General features: G+C 45.9%; 17 protein-coding genes and 1 riboswitch. All 17 genes read left to right on the forward strand.

All coding sequences use genetic code 11. From position 1 onward, the window contains the following. Positions 1-17: 17 nt before the first annotated feature. Positions 18-1,085 (forward strand): homoserine O-acetyltransferase MetX, encoded by a 1,068-nt coding sequence (metX, locus tag SFC25_RS12100; protein ID WP_411215526.1) that lies wholly within the window; start codon positions 18-20, stop codon positions 1,083-1,085. A gap of 1 nt (position 1,086) precedes the next feature. Beyond that, positions 1,087-1,195, forward strand: a riboswitch (SAM riboswitch). A gap of 73 nt (positions 1,196-1,268) precedes the next feature. After that, a complete protein-coding gene (locus SFC25_RS12105) occupies positions 1,269-3,059 on the forward strand; it encodes a PLP-dependent aspartate aminotransferase family protein (protein ID WP_411215527.1) in 1,791 nt (596 codons plus the stop codon). Further along, complete coding sequence (locus tag SFC25_RS12110) at positions 3,052-4,053, forward strand: aliphatic sulfonate ABC transporter substrate-binding protein (protein WP_411215528.1); 1,002 nt, start codon at positions 3,052-3,054, stop codon at positions 4,051-4,053. The genes SFC25_RS12105 and SFC25_RS12110 overlap by 8 nt, the downstream gene beginning before the upstream one ends. A gap of 6 nt (positions 4,054-4,059) precedes the next feature. Next, positions 4,060-4,836 (forward strand): ABC transporter permease, encoded by a 777-nt coding sequence (locus SFC25_RS12115; RefSeq protein WP_411215529.1) that lies wholly within the window; start codon positions 4,060-4,062, stop codon positions 4,834-4,836. Positions 4,837-4,852: 16 nt separating this feature from the next. Continuing rightward, complete coding sequence (locus SFC25_RS12120; RefSeq protein WP_411215530.1) at positions 4,853-5,605, forward strand: ABC transporter ATP-binding protein; 753 nt, start codon at positions 4,853-4,855, stop codon at positions 5,603-5,605. Continuing rightward, the gene (gene acsA / locus SFC25_RS12125; RefSeq protein ID WP_411215531.1) at positions 5,565-7,250 is read left to right on the forward strand and encodes an acetate--CoA ligase; all 1,686 of its coding nucleotides are present in this window, start codon (positions 5,565-5,567) and stop codon (positions 7,248-7,250) included. The genes SFC25_RS12120 and acsA overlap by 41 nt, the downstream gene beginning before the upstream one ends. A 286-nt stretch (positions 7,251-7,536) precedes the next feature. After that, entirely contained in the window at positions 7,537-8,901 is a 1,365-nt protein-coding gene (locus SFC25_RS12130) for an MATE family efflux transporter (protein ID WP_411215532.1), read from the forward strand. 228 nt (positions 8,902-9,129) lie between these two features. Beyond that, positions 9,130-10,152, forward strand: a complete 1,023-nt coding sequence (locus SFC25_RS12135; protein WP_411215533.1) for a sugar-binding transcriptional regulator — start codon at positions 9,130-9,132, stop codon at positions 10,150-10,152. Positions 10,153-10,191: 39 nt separating this feature from the next. Next, on the forward strand, positions 10,192-11,199 hold the full coding sequence (gene gap, locus SFC25_RS12140; RefSeq protein ID WP_411215534.1) for a type I glyceraldehyde-3-phosphate dehydrogenase: 1,008 nt from the start codon (positions 10,192-10,194) through the stop codon (positions 11,197-11,199). 351 nt (positions 11,200-11,550) lie between these two features. After that, positions 11,551-12,732: a phosphoglycerate kinase gene (locus SFC25_RS12145; protein WP_411215535.1), complete on the forward strand. Its 1,182-nt coding sequence runs from the start codon at positions 11,551-11,553 to the stop codon at positions 12,730-12,732. Between the two features lie 23 nt (positions 12,733-12,755). Then, positions 12,756-13,514: a triose-phosphate isomerase gene (tpiA, locus tag SFC25_RS12150; RefSeq protein WP_366247541.1), complete on the forward strand. Its 759-nt coding sequence runs from the start codon at positions 12,756-12,758 to the stop codon at positions 13,512-13,514. After that, positions 13,511-15,049: a 2,3-bisphosphoglycerate-independent phosphoglycerate mutase gene (gpmI, locus tag SFC25_RS12155; protein ID WP_411215536.1), complete on the forward strand. Its 1,539-nt coding sequence runs from the start codon at positions 13,511-13,513 to the stop codon at positions 15,047-15,049. The genes tpiA and gpmI overlap by 4 nt, the downstream gene beginning before the upstream one ends. A gap of 16 nt (positions 15,050-15,065) precedes the next feature. Then, positions 15,066-16,352 carry a phosphopyruvate hydratase gene (gene eno, locus SFC25_RS12160; protein ID WP_411215537.1) on the forward strand — a complete coding sequence of 429 codons (1,287 nt, stop codon included), beginning with the start codon at positions 15,066-15,068 and terminating at the stop codon, positions 16,350-16,352. A gap of 145 nt (positions 16,353-16,497) precedes the next feature. Beyond that, the gene (locus SFC25_RS12165; protein ID WP_411215538.1) at positions 16,498-17,241 is read left to right on the forward strand and encodes an alpha/beta hydrolase; all 744 of its coding nucleotides are present in this window, start codon (positions 16,498-16,500) and stop codon (positions 17,239-17,241) included. A 265-nt stretch (positions 17,242-17,506) separates the two neighbouring features. After that, positions 17,507-18,220, forward strand: a complete 714-nt coding sequence (locus SFC25_RS12170; RefSeq protein WP_411215539.1) for a 3-ketoacyl-ACP reductase — start codon at positions 17,507-17,509, stop codon at positions 18,218-18,220. A 206-nt stretch (positions 18,221-18,426) separates the two neighbouring features. Beyond that, positions 18,427-19,467 (forward strand): bifunctional inositol 2-dehydrogenase/D-chiro-inositol 1-dehydrogenase, encoded by a 1,041-nt coding sequence (gene iolG / locus SFC25_RS12175; RefSeq protein ID WP_411215540.1) that lies wholly within the window; start codon positions 18,427-18,429, stop codon positions 19,465-19,467. Positions 19,468-19,522: 55 nt separating this feature from the next. Beyond that, on the forward strand, positions 19,523-20,353 hold the full coding sequence (locus tag SFC25_RS12180; protein WP_411215541.1) for a sugar phosphate isomerase/epimerase family protein: 831 nt from the start codon (positions 19,523-19,525) through the stop codon (positions 20,351-20,353).

The following is a 20,353-nucleotide window of genomic DNA, read 5'->3' on the forward strand; positions in this document are numbered from 1 at the left end:
GAGGAAGTGTACGGAACATGGAGTCACAACAGTCTTACCAAACAGGAAAACTTCTTATCGGGGATATAGAGCTTGAATCAGGAAATATCCTTTCACGGGTGGAAGTTGCTTACGAAAAAAGCGGACCTGTAACAGGAGAAACGGTCCTTGTCTGCCATGCGCTTACTGGAGATCAGTTTGCGGCTGGCACTGGCACAGTTCCAGGCTGGTGGAGCGGATTGCTGCAGTCAGAAGGGTACATAGACACCGACAGGTATCAGATAATTTCCTTCAATGTACTGGGCGGCTGCAATGGGACAACAAGTGCTTTATCAATAAATCCAGATTCAGGTAAAAGGTACGCAGCAGCTTTTCCTGCTATCACGATCCGCGATATGGTTTCGGTTCAGCGCCTTGCGCTGCAGAAACTGGGAATCTCCCATCTGAGAGCTGTAATCGGGGGATCACTGGGAGGAATGCAAGTACTGGAATGGGGCGTCATGTATCCAGATTTCATGGATGTGCTCATTCCCCTGGCAGCTACTCCTTATGTAAGTGATTATGCGATTGCCTATAATCACTTGGCCAAGACAGCTATCATTTCCGATCCGAATTGGAACAATGGTAATTACACAGCAGACAAACTACCTGCCGCGGGTCTCGGACTTGCTAGGATGGTAGGAATGCTTACTTACCGTTCCGATCATCAATACAATGAACGCTTTCGCCGCGCTGCCTCCCGCAGGGATGATGCTGCATACGAGGTGGAATCGTATTTGAACTACCAAGGAGAAAAGCTCGTCAGTCGCTTTGACGCCAATTGTTATCTGACATTATTGGAGGCGATGAACAGCCATGATATTGGCAGGGGAAGAGGAGGCTGGCAGTCTGCTGCCGGAAGTATAAAAGCGATTGTACTGACATTCGGCTTCTCCAGGGATCTGCTGTTCCCTCCGGAGGAGATTAGCAGATTTGCAGCGGCGGTTCCGGGAGCCCGGCATATTGATGTAACGACAATCTATGGTCACGATGGCTTCCTGCTCGAATTTGAGAAGTGGGGACATCATATCCGCAAGGTGCTTCAGCAGCCTATAAAAATTTCATAATAGCTTATCAAGAGAGGCAGAGGGACTGGTCCGATGATGCCCGGCAACCTGCAAGCAGCAATGCTTGGAAGGTGCTACTTCCAGCAAACAGAGAGTTTGAGAGATAAGAAGTTTTATGCTTATGCAGCAGCTTCTTACGAGAAGCTGCTTTTTTCATCTATATATAATTGGAGGAATGACAAAATGACAGATCAAGTATATAAAGCAGAGACATTGGCATTACACGGCGGGCAAGCACCAGATCCGACAACAGGTTCAAGAGCGGTGCCGCTTTATCAAACAACTTCCTACCTTTTCCATGATACAGATCATGCAGAGCGCCTATTCGCATTGGATGAGCCTGGTAACATCTATTCCCGTATTGGTAATCCGACTGTAGATGTATTGGAAAAACGGATTGCATTGCTGGAAGACGGCGTTGCAGCAGTCGGCGTTGCTTCTGGTATGGCAGCAATCAGCTATAGCATTCTCAATCTGGCAGCTGCTGGAGACGAAATCGTAGCAGCGACAAACTTGTATGGCGGAACGTATAATCTTTTCCAAACAACACTTCCACGCTACGGAATCAACGTGAAATTCGTCGATCCAACCGATCCTGAAGCTTTCCGTGCAGCGATTACGGACAAAACGAAGGCTGTATTTGCTGAAATCATCGGAAACCCTAGTTTGCATGTACTGGACGTAGAAGCAGTTGCTGCAGTGGCACACGAAGCAGGCATTCCCTTAATCGTTGACAGCACGTTTGCTACACCGATTTTGAGCAAGCCGATCACACTTGGTGCTGACATTGTCGTCCATAGTGCGACAAAGTGGATTGGCGGTCATGGTACTTCGATAGGAGGATTGATCGTAGATGGAGGCAGGTTCGATTGGAATTCACCAAAATTTCCGACATTCACAGAACCTGATCCGAGCTACAATGGCATCCGCTATGCATTTGATTTCGGTACTCTTGCTTTCAGTACGAAATTGCGTGTGCAATTGCTTCGCGATTTAGGCGCAGCGCTTAGCCCGTTTAATGCTTGGCAGCTGATCCAAGGCTTGGAGACATTACACTTGCGTGTCGAGCGGCATGTCCAAAATGCACAAAAGCTTGCCAACTATCTGGAACAGCATCCTGCAGTTGATTGGGTTGCCTACCCAGGACTCAGCAGCCATCCATCGTATGAAATAGGTAAGAGAGTGCTTCCGAACGGTACTGGTTCGATTGTCAACTTCGGTATTAAAGGCGGCAGAAAAGCAGGTGCTGCTTTGATCAACAATGTTGCACTTTGGTCACACGTTGCCAACGTCGGGGATGCCAAATCATTGATTATCCATCCTGCTTCAACGACACACCTTCAGCTGGATGCAGAAGGACTTGCAGCTACTGGCGTAAAAGAGGAATTGGTTCGTTTGTCTGTTGGTATCGAATCAGTGGATGACCTCATTCATGATTTGGATCGTGCATTGGAGAAGGCAACTGGAATCCGTTCTGAATCACGAAAAATCGTAATCAATGATGAAGCTGTCATACGCGAAGCACTAGGCAGTGCAACAGATGCGACGGGCCGTCAAAAAACAATTGCAGTAGTAGGCTTGAGCAGTAAGGAACAGCGTCCAAGCAACCGTTTGGCTCGCAAGATGCAGCGACTCGGATACAAAATCATCCCTGTTAATCCGGCCGAAACGAGCGTATTGGGTGAAAAAGCTTATCCGGATTTGACAAGCGTTCCTGAAAAAATCGATATCGCCCAGATTTTCCGCAGTCCGGAAGCTGCCGTAGAGCTGGCTAAGGAAGCTGCAGAAGTTCGTCCGGAAATATTCTGGCTCCAAGAAGGCGTCGTTTCACCGGAAGCCGCAGCAATTGCCAGAGAAGCAGGGTTGGAAGTCGTCCACAATCGCTGCACATATAAAGAAGCGCAGCGCCTGCGCGGTACGATCAGCACGTATGCGTGTGAGCTGGACAATAAAGGAGTAACGGTTGATGAATAGGATTCCCCTTATAGATAAAAGAAGTTTGCTAGCTTTACTTAGTTTAGTTGTCATTGTCTTCCTGGCAGCATGCGGAAACTCAAGCAGTGCATCAGGTGATTTGAAACAGGTTCGCTTGGATTATGCTTACTACTCACCAGCAAGTCTGGTGATAAAGAATAAAGGATGGGCAGAAGAAGCGTTCAAGGATTCTGGCATCGAAGTGACGTGGACACTCAGTCAAGGGAGTAATAAGGCACTGGAATTTCTGAACAGTAACAGCGTAGATTTCGGATCTACAGCTGGAAGTGCCGCCTTGCTTGCCAAGGCAAATGGCAATCCGATCCAAGGTATCTACTTGGCATCAAAACCTGAGTGGACTGCATTGGTTGCGGCAAAGGATAGTGATATTAAAGAGCCGGCAGACTTGAAAGGGAAAAAAGTCGCTGCAACAGTCGGAACTGATCCATATATCTTCCTTCAGCGTACGTTGCAGGAAGCGGGTCTGGATGAACAGGATGTTGAAATCGTCAATCTGCAGCATGCAGACGGAGCTAGCGCTCTGCTCTCAGGTGATGTGGATGCGTGGGCAGGACTCGATCCGCATATGGCGAAGCTTGAATTAGAAAATGATGCAGAGCTTTTCTATCGCAACGAAGATTTCAACACATATAATTTCCTGAATGTTCGGGAAGAATTTGCTGAAAATCACCCCGAAGAAGTGAAAGAAGTATTGAAACTTTATGACAAAGCAAGAGCATGGATTGCAGAGAATCCAGAAGAGACAGCTGAAATTGTTGCCAAAGAGGCAGGAATCAGCCAAGAAGTTGCTGCAAAACAGCTTGAACGAAATGATTTCTCAGAATCTGTCCCAGGCGATACGCAGCAAGAGATTCTGAATCAGTCAGGTGCTGTTCTGGAAAAAGCGAATTTATGGAAAGGCAACAAAGATGTAGCGGAAACGGTTGATGCTTATATCGAACCGAAATACGCACAAGAACTTGGAGAGGAATGATGATTTATGTGGAAGAAATTTCGGACACATCCTGCACTGCTCGGTTCGCTGCTGCCGATTGTATTGCTGGCAGCTTGGGAGATTCTGAGCAGGGCGGGAGTCATTCCTGCCTATCAGCTGCCTGCGCCTAGTGCCATTTTGTCGACCATCATTACATACTTGCAGGATGGCTCTCTGCAGGATCATGTATTACTTACGGTTTACCGGCTGTTCATCGGCTTCATCATCGGAACGATCGCAGCTATTCTTTTGGGAACGCTTGTCGGCTATTCAGAACTTGCAGAACGTTTTTTTGATCCGCTGATTCAAGCATTCCGCAGCATACCGTCGCTCGCATGGGTTCCGCTGTTCATCCTCTGGATGGGAATTGGCGAAACATCAAAAGTGACATTGATCGCAGTCGGCGTCTTCTTCCCGGTATATCTGAATATTGTGGATGGTATTCGCGGAGTTGATCGAAAACTGATTGAAGTAGGCAGAATGTACGGCCTTGATGGGGTGGCGCTAGTAAGAAGAATTATCCTTCCGGCGTCCCTGCCGTCTTTCCTTACCGGTTTACGCAGCGGTCTTGGTTTAGGCTGGATGTTCGTCGTTGCAGCAGAGATCATGGGTGCCAGCCGAGGACTTGGCTACCTGCTTATTTTAGGCCAGAACACATACGCTCCTGATGTGATCATCGCGAGCATATTCTTGTTTGCACTGCTCGGCAAATTGACAGATTGGGTGCTGAAGCTTATCCAGAAGCGATCGCTTCATTGGCAGGATACAGCCTTAGCAAAATAATGAGGGGGAAATCAGCATGACATTACAAGTGAAGTCGCTCGGAAGACGCTTCGGAGATAAACAAGTACTGCAGCAAGTGGATTTCTCTGTCAGAAAGGGAGAGATCGTAAGTCTGCTCGGCACAAGCGGATGCGGCAAGAGTACAGTCCTGCGGGCGCTGGCTGGTCTGGATTCGGACTATGAAGGAAATATCAGCATCCCGTCGGATCAGCGTGTCGGCTTTATCTTTCAGGAGCCACGCCTCTTGCCTTGGAAGACGGTATTATCCAATGCCACATTCGGCTTGAAGGGCGACCGCAAGGGAAATGAAGCAAAGGCACGGCGTTATTTGGATCTTGTCGGTCTAAAAGAAGCAGAAAAGCTCTATCCGCGAGAGCTTTCCGGCGGTATGGCACAGCGTGCGGCTATCGCTCGTGCGCTTGTGACAGAGCCCGATATCCTTTTGCTGGATGAACCGTTCAGTGCCTTGGATGCATTCACGAAAATGCAGCTGCAAGAGCTCCTGTTGAAGATCTGGGAAACAACCGGCACAACGATCATCCTCGTTACGCATGATATCGATGAAGCCTTATATTTGAGTGATCGGGTCTTGCTCCTGCAAGGACGACCATCGACTTTGGCCAAAGATTTAAAAATAGCTTTACCGAGACCGCGTTCCCGAGGGAGCGCGGCACTAGGGAAATGGAAGGAAGACATACTAGATTTACTGGAAGGGAAGGAACAGACATATGACTACAGCCTTGTCACCGAAATCGGACAGAAAGCATAATCTGCCAAGCTATCGAGAGGCATTGGAAAACCATGACTGGAAAGCATTGGAGGAGGAACTGTTCGGCAGGAAAGATGGCAAATGCAATGCATCATATGAAGCTGTCGACCGCCATGTGGAAGATGGATATGGTGCAAAAACAGCACTGCATTATGTGAAGGATGGCGTGCTGCAATCCAGTTTGACATTTGAACAGCTGCAGCAGAAAATCGAACATTATGCGAAGGTGCTTCGCTCACATGGTGTGGAAAAGGGCGATCGTGTCTTTATCTTTCTGCCGAAGAATCCGGAATGCTATGTTGCCATCCTGGCGACAATCCGGATCGGCGCCATCGCAGGTCCTTTGTTCGAAGCATTCATGGAAGATGCTGTGCGGGATCGAATCAATGATTGCGGAGGTACGCTGCTCATCACCGATCAGGACTTGATCAACCGCGTGCCGGCAGAGGATATCCCTTCCTTGCAGGAAATTCTTTTAATTGAGGAAATCGATGCAGCGGAGACGGATGCTGCTGTATCAGGAGATGTGGAGTGGGTCGACAGAGAAGACGGTCTTCTGATTCACTATACAAGTGGCTCAACTGGTAAGCCAAAGGGTGTCTTGCATGCCCATCGTTCTTTCATCCACCATGCTGTGTCCGGCAAGTGGGTGCTTGATGTTCAAGATGATGATGTGTATTGGTGCACGTCCCATCCTGGCTGGGTGACTGGCAGTGTTTACGGTTTGTTCGCACCATGGCTGAACCGTGCAACAATTGTTATCCAAGGAGGACGCTTCCAAGCAGAATCATGGTACAAGATCATTGAAGAACTTAAAGTTACAACACTTTATAGTGCACCTACCGCTTTCCGTCTGCTCAAGGCAAAAGGCGATTTGTACAAAGACTATGATTTATCCAGCTTGCGTCATATCCTTAGCGTAGGGGAGCCGCTCAACCCGGAAGTCATCACATGGGCATGGGACAACTTACAGCTTCGTATTCACGATACGTGGTGGATGACGGAAACAGGCGGGCATATCATTGTCAATTTGCCGTCCGAGCCGATCAAACCTGGCTCAATGGGGCGTGCATTCCCGGGTATCCAGGTCGGCATCCTCGATGAAGAAGGAAATGAACTGCCAGCTAATACAATCGGCCAGCTTGCCGTTAAGACGCCATGGCCGGGTCTAATGCAGGATATTTGGGGGGACCGCGGTAAATATGAGAGTTACTTCGTTTATCCAGGCTGGTATATTTCCGGGGATCTGGCGCTGAAAGATGAAGAAGGCTATATCTTCTTCCAAGGCCGGAATGATGATATGATCAATAGTTCCGGTGAGCGAATCGGTCCATTTGAAGTAGAAAGCAAGCTGATTGAGCATCCTGCAGTTGCAGAGGCGGGGGGAATCGGGAAACCGGATCCTGTTCGCGGGGAAATCGTCAAAGCTTTCATCACACTGCGTGATGGCTATGAGGAGACACCTGAGCTGCTGGAATCTTTACGATTGTTCGTCCGTAAGAACCTGGCTGCGCATGCTGCACCAAGGGAAATCGAAGTGATGGATGAGCTGCCGAAAACACAAATAAGCGGGAAAATCCTGCGTCGCGAATTGAAGCAGCAGGAACTGGAAAAACATATAGCATTAAAAACGCCTTCCAAATAAGGAAGGCGTTTTTTGTTGTTTGGGACTTCATTGAAATATAATGACAAAAGTGGGCGCGGCTTTTTAATATAAATCAAAGATGTAGTTAGAGAATTTGTTATTTTTCTTTGAAAACGCTTCCCGTAAAATTGTGAGAATACTCACTAAACAGCAGTAAAATAAACAGTTGGGCAGTTGTTTTGGTGTCGAAAAAATATTTTTGGCTTTTTTAGGTAAAGCCCTTTACATTCTCAAAAAAAGGATTAATATAGAGTGAGTTTGATTTTAACGAAAAGGAGAATGTCTGTTGGGTAACCCAACTTCTACATCTGAGCAAACGTTGTTTCGTATCTCTTGGCCGCTGTTTATTGAATTGGCACTTCATATGGGAATGGGTATTGTTGCTACACTGATGCTGAGTCATTACTCAGATTTAGCTGCTGCCGGAGTCGGCGTAGCCAATCAGCTGATTAGCATTTTTATTTTGGTTTTTAATGTCACGTCTATTGCTTCTATGATCATCATCGGCCAGAAGCTCGGTGCAGAAGATTTGGCGCATGCCCGGCAGACTGCTCGGACAGCGTTCGGTATGAACTTTTGGTTTGGTTTGATCGTTTCGGCTGTTGTCGTTTTGTTCGGTTCTGTATTTTTAAGTTTCTTTGATTTAAAAGGTGAAACACTTGCTTATGCGACCACATTTGTAAAAATATGCGGTGCATCATTATTCTTGGAATCTCTATCATTGACACTTAGTGCAATCCTGCGGGCAAATGGCCGGACAAAGGTTTCCATGGTTGTTGCCGTATTGATGAATATTTTGAGTGTACTCGGCTACATGATTGCTATCTTCGGATTGTTCGGCATGCCTATCACTGGCGTTGTCGGTGTATCCTGGACAATCGTGATTGCGCGTATTTTTGCGGTAGTTGTTTTGTTCTACTTTGTTTATCGTTATCTGGCAATCCGATTCACTGGGACACATTTGATCAAGCTAAACGTGCAGGATATCAAGGATATATTGGTGATCGGTGTACCTTCGGCGGCAGAAAACCTGTCCTACCAATATTCACAGATTGTCATCACAGCGATTGTAGCGAATTTCGGAGATGCTTCACTGGCTGCGCGTGTGTATATTAATAATATTTCCATGCTATGCTATTTGTTCACGTTGTCTATTGCAGAAGGTACGCAGCTGCTTGTGTCTCGTTATATCGGCGGCAAGCAGTATGATCGAGCATCGAAGCGTGGCTTGCGTACATTGAAGATTGCTATGATAGCATCTTTCATCGTTTCCATGGGCTTCGCTTTGACTGGAGCTCCAATTCTGCAAATGTTCACCGAGGACCCTGCCATTCTTGCAGTAGGTATCCCGATTCTTTGGGCGGTTGCGTTCACTGAACCAGGCCGTGCGATGAATATCGTCTTGATGAGCTCACTCAAATCCGCTGGCGATGCAAAATTCCCAGCGATCATCGGAGTCATCAGCATGTGGGGTATTGCGGTTCTTCTCAGCTACACACTTGGCGTATCATTCGGTCTTGGGCTGCTTGGGGTCTGGATCGCAATGGGTGTTGATGAATGGTTCCGTGGTTTCTTCGCTTATCGTAGATGGCGTTCCCGTCCTTGGGAAAAGAAAGAACAGGCAGCTGTTCCGGAAACTGCATTAACATAATATATAGAAGAAAGGCATCGACGTTTAGTCGGTGCCTTTTTGTTATGAAAATGTTAAGTTAAAAAAATATATAAATAAATTGTTTTTTTCGGTGGTTTTAAGTTGAATATAGAGAACCTTACTGTTATGATAATCGTGCAAGAGGAATTTTTTTTATAGCAAGTGGGACAATATATGACATACCGGGACATTTTTGACCCACTAAGCTTTATGAAGAAGGGGTATGTTATGCGATCGATAATAGATCTACAAAAAAAGCTTTTCCCGGATGTGCTGGCAATTATGCAGCGAAGATACGGAATCCTGCAGTTTGTCAAAACAATGGGACCGCTGGGACGTCGCACACTTGCTGAAAACATGAATCTTGCAGAACGAGTCGTCAGAGGTGAAATTGACTTCCTGCAGAACCAAGGATTGATCTATATCACGACAAAAGGGGTACAGATTACCGAGTTCGGCCTGGAAGTTCACGAGCAATTGGAAGCTTTTATGCTCGAAGCCTCTGAAATAAGTGTTTTGGAACAGCGTGTCCGGGAAACACTAGGAATAGATAATTGTATTGTGGTCCCCGGTAATAGTGATACCCAAGATTGGGTAAAACAAGAGATGGGAAAAAGGTGTGCCCAGCTTCTGGAAAAGACGCTGCATCCGAATTATACGGTTGCAGTGACAGGAGGCACCACCATGGCCGCGCTGGCAGCAGCGATGCCGCCAATTCATACAGCTGAAAATGTCATGTTCGTACCTGCGCGCGGCGGTATTGGTGAACAGGTGGAAAATGAAGCGAACACGATTTGTGCTGCTATGGCGAAGCGGGCCAGGAGTCAGTACAGGCTGCTGTATGTTCCTGATCCTATCGGGGAAGAATCTTACCAGACAATTATCGAAGAGCCTTCCGTTAAGGAAGTCCTGTCCATCATCAACCGTTCGAATGTAGTCATTCACGGTATCGGTGACGCCATGACAATGGCGGAGCGGAGACGGACGCCTGCGCCGCTTGTCGAGAAGATAAAAAGCGGTGTTGCAGTAAGTGAGGCATTTGGTTATTACTTCGACGCTGAGGGGAATGTAGTCCATCGTGTCCGCACAGTCGGATTACAGCTGGAGGACTTAGATAGAGCAGAACATGTAATAGCTATTGCAGGCGGTGCCTCGAAAGCTCGTGCAATCGCCTCATACTTCAAACTGGGAAGGAACAATTTCCTGGTGACGGATGAGGCGGCAGCGAACCAGTTAATAAAGGGTCATTAAACCCTTTAATCATTCAGTTATTACAAGGAGGAAATTTTCATGACAGTAAAAATTGGTATTAACGGTTTTGGACGTATTGGACGTAACGTATTCCGTCAAGCGCTGACTAACAGCGAAGCAGAGGTAGTTGCAATCAACGACCTTACTGATGCGAATATGCTTGCCCATTTGTTAAAGTATGATTCTGTACACGGTATCCTTGATGCAGAAGTATCCGTAAACGGCTCTAACCTAGTTGTTGACGGCAGAGAGATCAAAGTTCTTTCTGAGCGCGATCCTGCTAACCTTGGCTGGGGAGATCTTGGTGTAGAAGTAGTAGTTGAATCTACTGGTATTTTCACAAATGGTGAAGATGCGAAGAAACACATCGAAGCTGGAGCGAAAAAAGTTATCATCTCTGCACCAGCTAAAGGTGAAGACCTGACTGTCGTAATGGGAGTTAACGAAAACAGCTATGATCCATCCGAGCATACTGTGATTTCTAACGCTTCTTGTACTACTAACTGCTTGGCGCCGGTTGCAAAAGTACTTCATGATGCATTCGGAATCAAACGCGGTCTAGTGACAACAGTTCACGCGTACACAAACGACCAGCAAATCCTTGACTTGCCGCACAAAGACTACCGTCGTGCACGTGCTGCAGCTCAAAACATCATCCCGACAACTACAGGTGCTGCAAAAGCTGTATCTCTAGTATTGCCTGAATTGAAAGGCAAATTGAATGGTATGGCAATGCGCGTACCAGTTGCTGATGCTTCCATCGTTGACTTGGTTGCAGAATTCGATCAAAACGTTACTGCTGAGCAAGTAAATGCTGCTTTGAAAGAAGCTGCTGAAGGCGAACTTAGCCACGTTCTTGGCTACAGCGAAGAGCCACTTGTTTCTTCTGACTATATCGGAAACAGAAACTCTTCTACAGTAGATGCACTTTCCACAATGGTATTGGAAGATAACATGGTGAAAGTTGTTTCTTGGTACGATAACGAAATGGGTTACTCCACTCGTTGCGTAGACTTGGCTGTATTCTTGAAAAGCAAAGGCATCTAATTTCTGATAAGCAATGGTAGAAAGGGAGGGAGGTGCACCTCCCTCCCTTTTGGCCTATGCCTGTTCTTTTGACATGTATTAAAACGAAAGGCGGAGGAAACCGCTTAGAAACAGAAGGATAAGCAAGAGACCGTAAAGGGTGTTTTTACCCTTGAAGGGCTACTGCTTATACTGTTAGTTTTCTGGTTTCCGGAGCTGGATCTAACGAAAGGCGGAGGAAACCGCTTCGGTTTTTGGTGCTAGCCCAACGCCGATAGTTAGTGAGTCATCACAAGGAACAGAATCTGCCGATGTTTTTAATGCATGCAAGGAACAGATACATAGGTAACAAGTATTCGAGGAGGCGTAGATATGAACAAGAAATCAATCCGCGATATCGATGTAGCCGGCAAGAAGGTTTTCTGCCGTGTGGATTTCAACGTACCAATGGAAAATGGCACAGTAACCGATGATACACGGATCAAGGCTGCCCTTCCGACTATCAAGCATCTTACAGAGCAAGGTGCGAAAGTAATTCTTGCAAGCCACCTTGGCCGTCCAAAAGGCGAAGTGAAGGATGACTTGCGCTTGGATCCTGTGGCGCAGCGTCTAAGCGACTTGCTGGACAAAGAAGTTGCAAAAGTCGACCAAGTGCATGGAGAAGAAGTAAACCAAGCAGTAGCTGAGCTTGCTGATGGTGAGGTACTTCTTATCGAGAACGTTCGCTTTGAGCCAGGTGAAGAAAAGAATGACCCTGAATTGGCAAAAGCTTTTGCCAGCATGGCTGATGTGTATGTGAACGATGCATTCGGTGCAGCACACCGTGCGCATGCCTCTACAGAAGGTGTAGCAAAACATCTTCCGGCAGTAGCAGGTTTGCTATTGGAGCGTGAGCTGGAAGTACTGGGCAAGGCACTATCCGATCCCGAACGACCATTCACAGCCATCATTGGCGGTGCAAAAGTAAAAGATAAAATCGGTGTTATCGATAACTTGCTTGATAAAGTTGATAATCTGATCATCGGCGGCGGCTTGGCTTATACATTCATTAAAGCACGCGGCTACGAGATTGGAAAATCCTTGCTTGAAGAAGATAAAATCGATTTGGCGAAAGAATTCATGCAAAAAGCAAAAGACAAAGGCGTTAATATGGTAATGCCTGAGGATGTTGTAGTTGCTGATGATTTCTCAGAAGATGCCAATAAGCGCGAAGTGAGCATCGAAGAAATTCCAGCTGACTGGGAAGCATTGGATATCGGACCAAAAACTCGTGAAACGTATAAGCAAATCGTGAAAGATTCCAAATTGATCATTTGGAACGGCCCAATGGGTGTGTTTGAATTGAACGCATTTGCCGGCGGAACAAAAGCAGTTGGGGAAGCACTGGCAGAAGGTGAAGGATTCTCTATCATCGGCGGCGGAGACTCTGCTGCAGCCGTAGAGAAATTCGGCCTTGCTGAAAAAATGGATCACATCTCTACTGGCGGCGGTGCCAGCCTTGAATTCATGGAAGGTAAGGAGCTGCCTGGTGTAGCTGCATTGAACGACAAATAAAAAGACTGAAGGGATGGAGAACTATGCGTAAAAACGTCATCGCAGGAAACTGGAAAATGAACAAAACAATTTCTGAAGCAAAAGAATTCATCGAAGCGACGAAAGCGAAGATTCCATCCAGTGACAAAGCAGAAGCAATTGTTTGTGCACCTGCATTATATTTGACAGAGTTAGTGAAGCTTACAGAGGGTACGGACCTTAAGATCGCTGCTCAAACTATGCACTATGAAGAAAGTGGTGCCTTCACTGGTGAAATCAGCCCGACAGCGCTGAAAAGCATTGGTGTGGAATATGCGGTAATCGGACACTCCGAGCGTCGTGAATATTACAACGAAACAGACGAGTCTGTAAACAAGAAGACACATGCAGCATTACAGCATGGTATCACTCCAATCGTCTGCATCGGTGAAACGCTTGAAGAGCGTGAAGCTGATAAAACAAACGAAGTAGTCGGCGGCCAAGTCGAAAAGGCTTTGGAAGGTCTGTCTGCTGAACAAGTTTCAACTGTGATTCTAGCTTATGAGCCAGTCTGGGCTATCGGTACTGGCAAAACTGCAACAGCACAGCAAGCGAATGAAGTCTGCACCTTCATCCGCAACGTTGTGAAAGAGAAAGTATCCGCTGAAGCAGCTGATGCTGTACGCATCCAATACGGGGGAAGCGTAAAGCCAGCAAACGTGGACGAACTTCTTGCAGAATCTGATATCGACGGCGCTTTAGTCGGCGGTGCAAGCCTGGAAGCTGATTCCTTCCTAGCGCTTGTGGAGGCTGGTGCAAAATGAGTCAGGACAAACTAGCTGCCCTCATCATCCTCGACGGATTCGGTATCCGCGATGAAGAAAAGGGTAATGCAGTGAAGCATGCCAAAAAGCCGAACTTCGACCGTTACTGGAACAAGTATCCGCATAACGAACTTACTGCCAGCGGAGAGGCTGTTGGCTTGCCGGAAGGCCAGATGGGTAACTCTGAGGTAGGTCATTTGAATATCGGTGCCGGACGCATCGTGTATCAAAGCCTGACTCGCGTGAATAAGTCCATCAAAGATGGCGACTTCTATGATAATGAAGTTCTTCTTAAAGCAGTCGACCATGCGAAAAAGAACGACAAGAGTCTGCACCTCTTCGGTCTTTTATCCAATGGCGGCGTACACAGCCATATTGAGCATTTGTTCGCTCTTTTGGAGCTTGCGAAGAAGCATGACTTGGAGAAAGTGTACATCCATGGTTTCCTTGACGGCCGTGATGTCGGTCAGAAAAGCGCGAAAGAATTCATTGATCAGACAGAAGCCAAAATCAAGGAACTTGGTGTCGGTAAGATTGCAACACTTACAGGACGTTATTATTCCATGGACCGCGACAAACGCTGGGATCGTGTGAAAAAAGCGTATGATGCAATGGTTTACGGAGAAGGCCCTGCCTATAAGAGCCCTTATGACGTCATCGAAGATTCCTATAAAAATGAAATCTACGATGAATTCGTGCTTCCATCTGTCATTACAGAGGAAAACGGGGATCCGGTAGCGAAAATACAGGATGATGATGCGATCATCTTCTATAACTTCCGCCCGGACCGAGCTATCCAGATTTCCCGGACTTTCGCAAACAAAGACTTCCGTGACTTCGATCGTGGTGAACACCCGCCAACGATCAATGAATTCGTCTGCATGACGAACTTCAGCGAAACGGTAGACGGCGATGTTGCGTACAAGCCAGTAAACTTGGATAACACGGTTGGGGAAGTGCTTTCCCAGAACAACATCAAACAGCTGCGTATTGCAGAAACAGAAAAATTCCCGCACGTGACGTTCTTCATGAGCGGCGGCCGCGAAGAGAAGTTCCCTGGTGAGGATCGAATCCTCATTGACAGCCCGAAAGTGGCGACATATGATTTGAAACCTGAAATGAGTGCCTATGAAGTGACGGACGCGTTACTTGATGACTTGGATCAGGACAAACACCAAGCGATCATTTTGAACTTCGCCAACCCGGACATGGTTGGACATTCAGGTATGCTGGAACCTACTGTGAAGGCAATCGAAGCAGTTGATGAGTGCCTCGGCAAAATCGTCGACAAGATTATCGAAAAAGGCGGTCATGCCATTATCACGGCTGACCACGGCAACTCGGATGAAGTAGTAACGCTTGAAGATAAGCCAATGACTGCCCATACGACTAATCCGGTTCCTGTAATTGTGACAAAAGAAGGCGTGGAGCTCCGCAGCGGCGGTATCCTGGCTGATTTGTCCCCTACATTACTGGATTTATTGGATGTCGAAAAACCAGAAGAAATGACAGGCACAAGCCTAATCCAAAAATAAGAGGAGAGAAAAAATAATGCCATACATTACTGACGTATATGCACGTGAAGTCCTTGACTCCCGTGGTAACCCTACTATTGAAGTAGAAGTACTAACAGAATCCGGAGCTTTCGGTTCTGCAATCGTTCCAAGTGGTGCGTCCACTGGTGAATACGAAGCAGTTGAGCTTCGTGATGGCGACAAAGGCCGTTACCTTGGCAAAGGTGTTCAAACAGCAGTTGCTAACGTAAACGAAAAAATCGCTCCAGAATTGATCGGTGTTGATGTTACACGTCAAGTTATCATCGACCAGCTATTGATCGAACTTGATGGTACAGAAAACAAAGGTAAACTAGGTGCCAACGCTATTCTTGGTGTTTCCATGGCAGCAGCACATGCAGCAGCAGATCACCTTGGTGTACCGCTTTACACTTACCTTGGCGGATTTAACGCCAAAACACTTCCAACACCAATGATGAACATCCTTAATGGTGGGGAGCATGCGGATAACAACGTTGATATCCAAGAATTCATGATCATGCCTGTAGGAGCTCCTACATTCAAAGAAGCACTTCGTATGGGTGCGGAAATTTTCCACAGCCTGAAGAAAGTTCTTCAGTCTAAAGGCTTGAACACTGGTGTAGGTGATGAAGGTGGTTTCGCACCAAACCTTTCTTCCAACGAAGAAGCGCTTGAAACAATCGTAGAAGCAATCAAAGCTGCTGGTTACAAACCAGGAGAAGAAGTGAAACTTGCAATGGACGTTGCATCTTCTGAGTTCTACGAAGATGGCAAATACAACCTTAAAGGCGAAGGCGTTGTCCGTACATCTGAAGAAATGGTTGCTTGGTACGAAGAAATGACTAGCAAATACCCAATCATCTCTATCGAAGATGGTTTGGACGAAAACGACTGGGAAGGCCACAAACTATTGACTGATCGCATTGGCGACAAAGTTCAGCTTGTTGGTGATGACCTATTCGTTACAAACACAAAACGTTTGAAACAAGGTATCGAGCAAGGCGTTGGAAACTCCATCCTTGTAAAAGTGAACCAAATCGGTACACTTACAGAAACATTCGATGCTATCGAAATGGCGAAACGTGCTGGCTACACAGCTGTCATCTCCCACCGTTCCGGTGAATCCGAAGATGCAACAATCGCTGACATCGCTGTAGCGACTAACGCTGGCCAAATCAAAACTGGTGCACCATCCCGTACCGACCGCGTTGCGAAATACAACCAGCTTCTTCGTATCGAAGATGAGTTGAAAGCATCCGGCATCTACGGCGGACTTGCATCTTTCTATAACTTGAATAAATAAGGTAAAAGAAGAGGATGAGCCCATATGAGCTCATCCTCTTTTTTAATGCGAATAGATTTTCGTTGCTTTAAAAAATAGCAAGCACTAGAATAAATGCAGAAAGCGCTTTCTTTATAATTGAGATAAAACAGATAGGAGTGATCAGATGTCAAATCAATATCCGGTACTAAAAGATGCGGAACCTTTTCACTTCGAGGGAAACCGTATAGGAATCCTCGTATCCCACGGTTTTACAGGATCTACACAGAGTATGCGTCCTTTGGGAGAGGCATATGCCGAAGCAGGTTATACGGTATGTGGACCGCGTCTGAAAGGCCATGGAACACACTATGAAGATATGGAACAAACAACGTATAAAGATTGGATAGCGTCGATTGAAGAAGGTTATCACTGGCTGAAGGAACGTTGTGATACGATCTTTGTTACCGGCTTATCAATGGGAGGCACTCTGACATTATATTTGGCAGAGAATTATCCGGACATCCATGCCATCATTCCAATCAATGCAGCAGTAACTGTACCATCAATGGAAAATGTACATGAATTTAAAGATGTAAGGTACCTGGATGCCATAGGTTCCGATATCAAAGATTCAGAAGTCAAAGAGCTGGCATATGAAAAAACACCGGTTCAGTCCGTCAAAGAAATCCTGCAATTGATGGAGAACGTAAGAGGAGATCTTAGTAAGATCACCTGTCCCGCCCTGATTTTTGTTTCAGATGAGGACCATGTCGTACCACCAGTAAATGCACAGCTTATTTACGATGGAATTGGGTCTGAAAGCAAAACAGTATATCCATTAAAAAACAGCTATCACGTCGCAACTCTTGATTATGATCAGCAAATTATTATTGATAAAACACTCGAATTCATTAACTCAACCTTATAGTCTTATAGATCATATGCCCCAGAAGAATAGCCGGGCAAGGCCAGCAGTACAAAGCTGGTCTTGTCCCCTTTTAATGGGTTAACATCGAAACTACAATTATCCAGAAATGTGCTAAGTATGTTCTTGATAAAAATGAAGAAGAATACATAAGAGCCTTAGTACAGCAGTTCTTGGTGAACAATGCAGTACTGAGCATAACACTTGTTGTGCTTTCATCAGGCTGATAATATAAAGCGAATGGTTTCATTGAAGGAGGAGTTACATAATGGCACAATCATTACAAGGAAAACGAGCTATCATTACAGGCGGCGGACGCGGCATCGGTAAAGCTATTGCAGAGGCACTTGCAGCAGAGGGTGTGCATATAGGCTTGATAGGCCGTACAGAAGAGCATGTAAAAGCAGTAGCTGATAGTATAAATGAAGTTAAAACAGCTTATGCTGCAGCGGATGTTTCCAATCTGGAAGATGTCTCAGCAGCAGTCAACAAGGTGAAAGAGGAATTAGGCGGCATTGATATTTTAATCAATAATGCTGGTATTGCTAAGTTTGGCGGATTCATGGATCTTGATCCAGAAGAATGGAAGCATATCATTGATGTAAACCTGATGGGTGTATACAACGTCACACGGGCTCTATTGCCAGACTTGATCGAACAAAAATCTGGGGACATTATTAACATTTCATCTACAGCTGGTCAAAAGGGTGCTCCTGCTACAAGTGCTTACAGTGCTTCGAAGTTCGGTGTACTGGGACTGACTGAATCTCTAGCTATGGAAGTGCGCAAGCACAACATTCGGGTGACTGCCTTGACACCAAGTACAGTGGCAACCGATTTGGCGTACGAAAACAAGCTGACAGATGGCAATCCTGAAAAAGTCATGCAGTCAGAAGACATTGCAGAGTTTGTCGTAGCACAGCTGAAATTAAACAGCCGCACATTTATTAAATCTGCTGGACTGTGGTCAACAAATCCATAAAACACATAAGAAAAAGCGGAACATTCGAGTTGATCGGATGTCCCGCTTTTTCTTATGTGACCCTGGGTACAAGTGTTCCGGATGTCGAAAACGGGTATAGCAAGAGGAAGAAATAATAAGAAGCCATACCCTATATTCAGGGCAAAGTGCTGCCCGCTTATGACCTCCTTTTCGGAGGGAAACATGCCATTAAGGAGGAGAACAAGATGTCAGTAAGAATTGGAGTAATTGGAACAGGCGCTATTGGGAAAGAGCATATGAACAGGGTGAAAAATCGATTATCCGGAGCGAAGATTACTGCTGTTACAGATGTAGATCCCGCGGCTGCAAAACAGGTACTCGATGAACTGGGAATTGAAGCTGCCATTTATCCGGATGATCAGGCATTGATTGATGCAGAGGAAGTGGATGCGATATTCGTTACAAGTATCGGACCAGCACATGAAGCAACGGTACGGAAAGCAATAGAAGCCGGGAAATATGTTTTTTGCGAAAAACCTCTTTCTGTAACCGCAAAAGGCTGCAAAGCAATCATGCAGGATGAAATGGAATATGGTAAGCGTATTGTGCAAGTCGGCTTTATGAGACAATTCGACACAGGCTACGAGCAGCTGAAACAAGCCATTGATTCCAAATTGATAGGGGAACCGCTCATGGTCAAGTGTGCGCATCGTGCGCCGGAAGTGGATGCGGCCTATACAACGGATATGGCGATTACGGATACCTTAATCCATGAAATAAATATCCTTCACTGGCTTTTAGCGGACAACTATGTATCCGTTCAAGTTTTATACCCGCGAAAGAATAAGCATGCCCTCCCGCATTTGCGTGATCCGCAAGTCATCTTGCTTGAAACGGAATCAGGCGCCCTTATCCAAGCAGAAGTGTCGGTCAATATAAAATACGGCTATGACATTCAATGTGAAATAGTAGGAGAAGAAGGAATCGTAAGTCTGCCGGAAACGGAAAGTATTACATTAAGACATAACGGGAAACAAAGCACGGATGTCCTGCAAGATTGGAAAGTGCGTTTTCAGGATGCCTATGATAAAGAAATACAAGTATTTATCAACCAGGTAGCCAAACAAGAGGCTTTGCAGGGTCCTTCTTCATGGGAAGGATATGTAGCTGCAGTGACATCTGATGCGTGTGTGAAGGCACAAGAATCAGGACAAAGAGAACCGATTGAGCTGGAAGAGATGCCTTCTTTCTATAGGGCGGAAGAAGCAGAAGCCCAGCTCATGTAAAGCCTGATAGTGCAAAATGACAACATGATTTTTTAAATGAATCAGGAGGATCATAATGAAACTAGGTTTTAATCAAGCTACAACTTTGGAAAATTCAAACCTCGCAACAGATCTTGAATTATGTGAAAGGCATGGCTACGACTATATTGAGATCCGTACAATGGATAAGCTGCCAGAGTACTTGGAGCAATATTCCCTGCAACGGCTGTCAGCATATTTCCAGGAGAATCATATCAAGCCGTATGCACTGAATGCACTTGTGTACTTCAATAACCGCAGCGAAGATGAATATCAACAGCTGTTAAAAGAATTCAAACAGATGCTGGAATACGCTAAAGAATTGCAAGTGCCTTATATCGTTGTAGTGCCTTTAGTGACTAAAGAAAAAATACTGAAAAAAGACATCAAAGCGAGCAGTGTTGCGGTACTGCATGAACTGGCTGAACTCGCAGCACCTTATGGGGTTAAACTGGCAGTGGAATTTGTCGGCCATCCTGATTGCACAATCAATACATTTGAACAAGCGTATGATATCGTACAAAAAGTAGATAACCCAAACGTAGGATTAGTACTGGATTGCTTCCACTTCCATGCAATGAATTCCAGTATAGAAGCTCTAAGACAGGCAGATATTTCGAAGGTCTTCATACTTCATATGGATGATACAGAAGACTTTCCGATTGGAAGCCTAGTAGACGAAGATAGAGTCTGGCCTGGACAAGGTGTAATAGATCTGGAAGGAATTCTATCTGTACTGAAGGAAAGCGGCTTTGACGGACCAGCGACAGTTGAACTGTTTCGACCAGAGTATTATGAGATGAAAGCTGAAGACGTAATAAAGAAGGCTAAGGAAACTACAGCGGAAGTAGTATCCAAATATCTTTAG

Origin of the sequence: Terribacillus saccharophilus (assembly GCF_046592595.1) — a bacterium.
Classification (GTDB): Bacteria; Bacillota; Bacilli; order Bacillales; family Amphibacillaceae; genus Terribacillus; species Terribacillus saccharophilus_C.

What these genes read in the sequence shown, in the direction of transcription:
- metX (WP_411215526.1), top strand. Translation starts at nt 18, where the DNA reads ATGGAGTCACAACAGTCTTACCAAACAGGAAAACTTCTTATCGGGGAT.
- SFC25_RS12105 (WP_411215527.1), top strand. Translation starts at nt 1,269, where the DNA reads ATGACAGATCAAGTATATAAAGCAGAGACATTGGCATTACACGGCGGG.
- SFC25_RS12110 (WP_411215528.1), top strand. Translation starts at nt 3,052, where the DNA reads ATGAATAGGATTCCCCTTATAGATAAAAGAAGTTTGCTAGCTTTACTT.
- SFC25_RS12115 (WP_411215529.1), top strand. Translation starts at nt 4,060, where the DNA reads ATGTGGAAGAAATTTCGGACACATCCTGCACTGCTCGGTTCGCTGCTG.
- SFC25_RS12120 (WP_411215530.1), top strand. Translation starts at nt 4,853, where the DNA reads ATGACATTACAAGTGAAGTCGCTCGGAAGACGCTTCGGAGATAAACAA.
- acsA (WP_411215531.1), top strand. Translation starts at nt 5,565, where the DNA reads ATGACTACAGCCTTGTCACCGAAATCGGACAGAAAGCATAATCTGCCA.
- SFC25_RS12135 (WP_411215533.1), top strand. Translation starts at nt 9,130, where the DNA reads ATGCGATCGATAATAGATCTACAAAAAAAGCTTTTCCCGGATGTGCTG.
- gap (WP_411215534.1), top strand. Translation starts at nt 10,192, where the DNA reads ATGACAGTAAAAATTGGTATTAACGGTTTTGGACGTATTGGACGTAAC.
- SFC25_RS12145 (WP_411215535.1), top strand. Translation starts at nt 11,551, where the DNA reads ATGAACAAGAAATCAATCCGCGATATCGATGTAGCCGGCAAGAAGGTT.
- tpiA (WP_366247541.1), top strand. Translation starts at nt 12,756, where the DNA reads ATGCGTAAAAACGTCATCGCAGGAAACTGGAAAATGAACAAAACAATT.
- gpmI (WP_411215536.1), top strand. Translation starts at nt 13,511, where the DNA reads ATGAGTCAGGACAAACTAGCTGCCCTCATCATCCTCGACGGATTCGGT.
- eno (WP_411215537.1), top strand. Translation starts at nt 15,066, where the DNA reads ATGCCATACATTACTGACGTATATGCACGTGAAGTCCTTGACTCCCGT.
- SFC25_RS12165 (WP_411215538.1), top strand. Translation starts at nt 16,498, where the DNA reads ATGTCAAATCAATATCCGGTACTAAAAGATGCGGAACCTTTTCACTTC.
- SFC25_RS12170 (WP_411215539.1), top strand. Translation starts at nt 17,507, where the DNA reads ATGGCACAATCATTACAAGGAAAACGAGCTATCATTACAGGCGGCGGA.
- iolG (WP_411215540.1), top strand. Translation starts at nt 18,427, where the DNA reads ATGTCAGTAAGAATTGGAGTAATTGGAACAGGCGCTATTGGGAAAGAG.
- SFC25_RS12180 (WP_411215541.1), top strand. Translation starts at nt 19,523, where the DNA reads ATGAAACTAGGTTTTAATCAAGCTACAACTTTGGAAAATTCAAACCTC.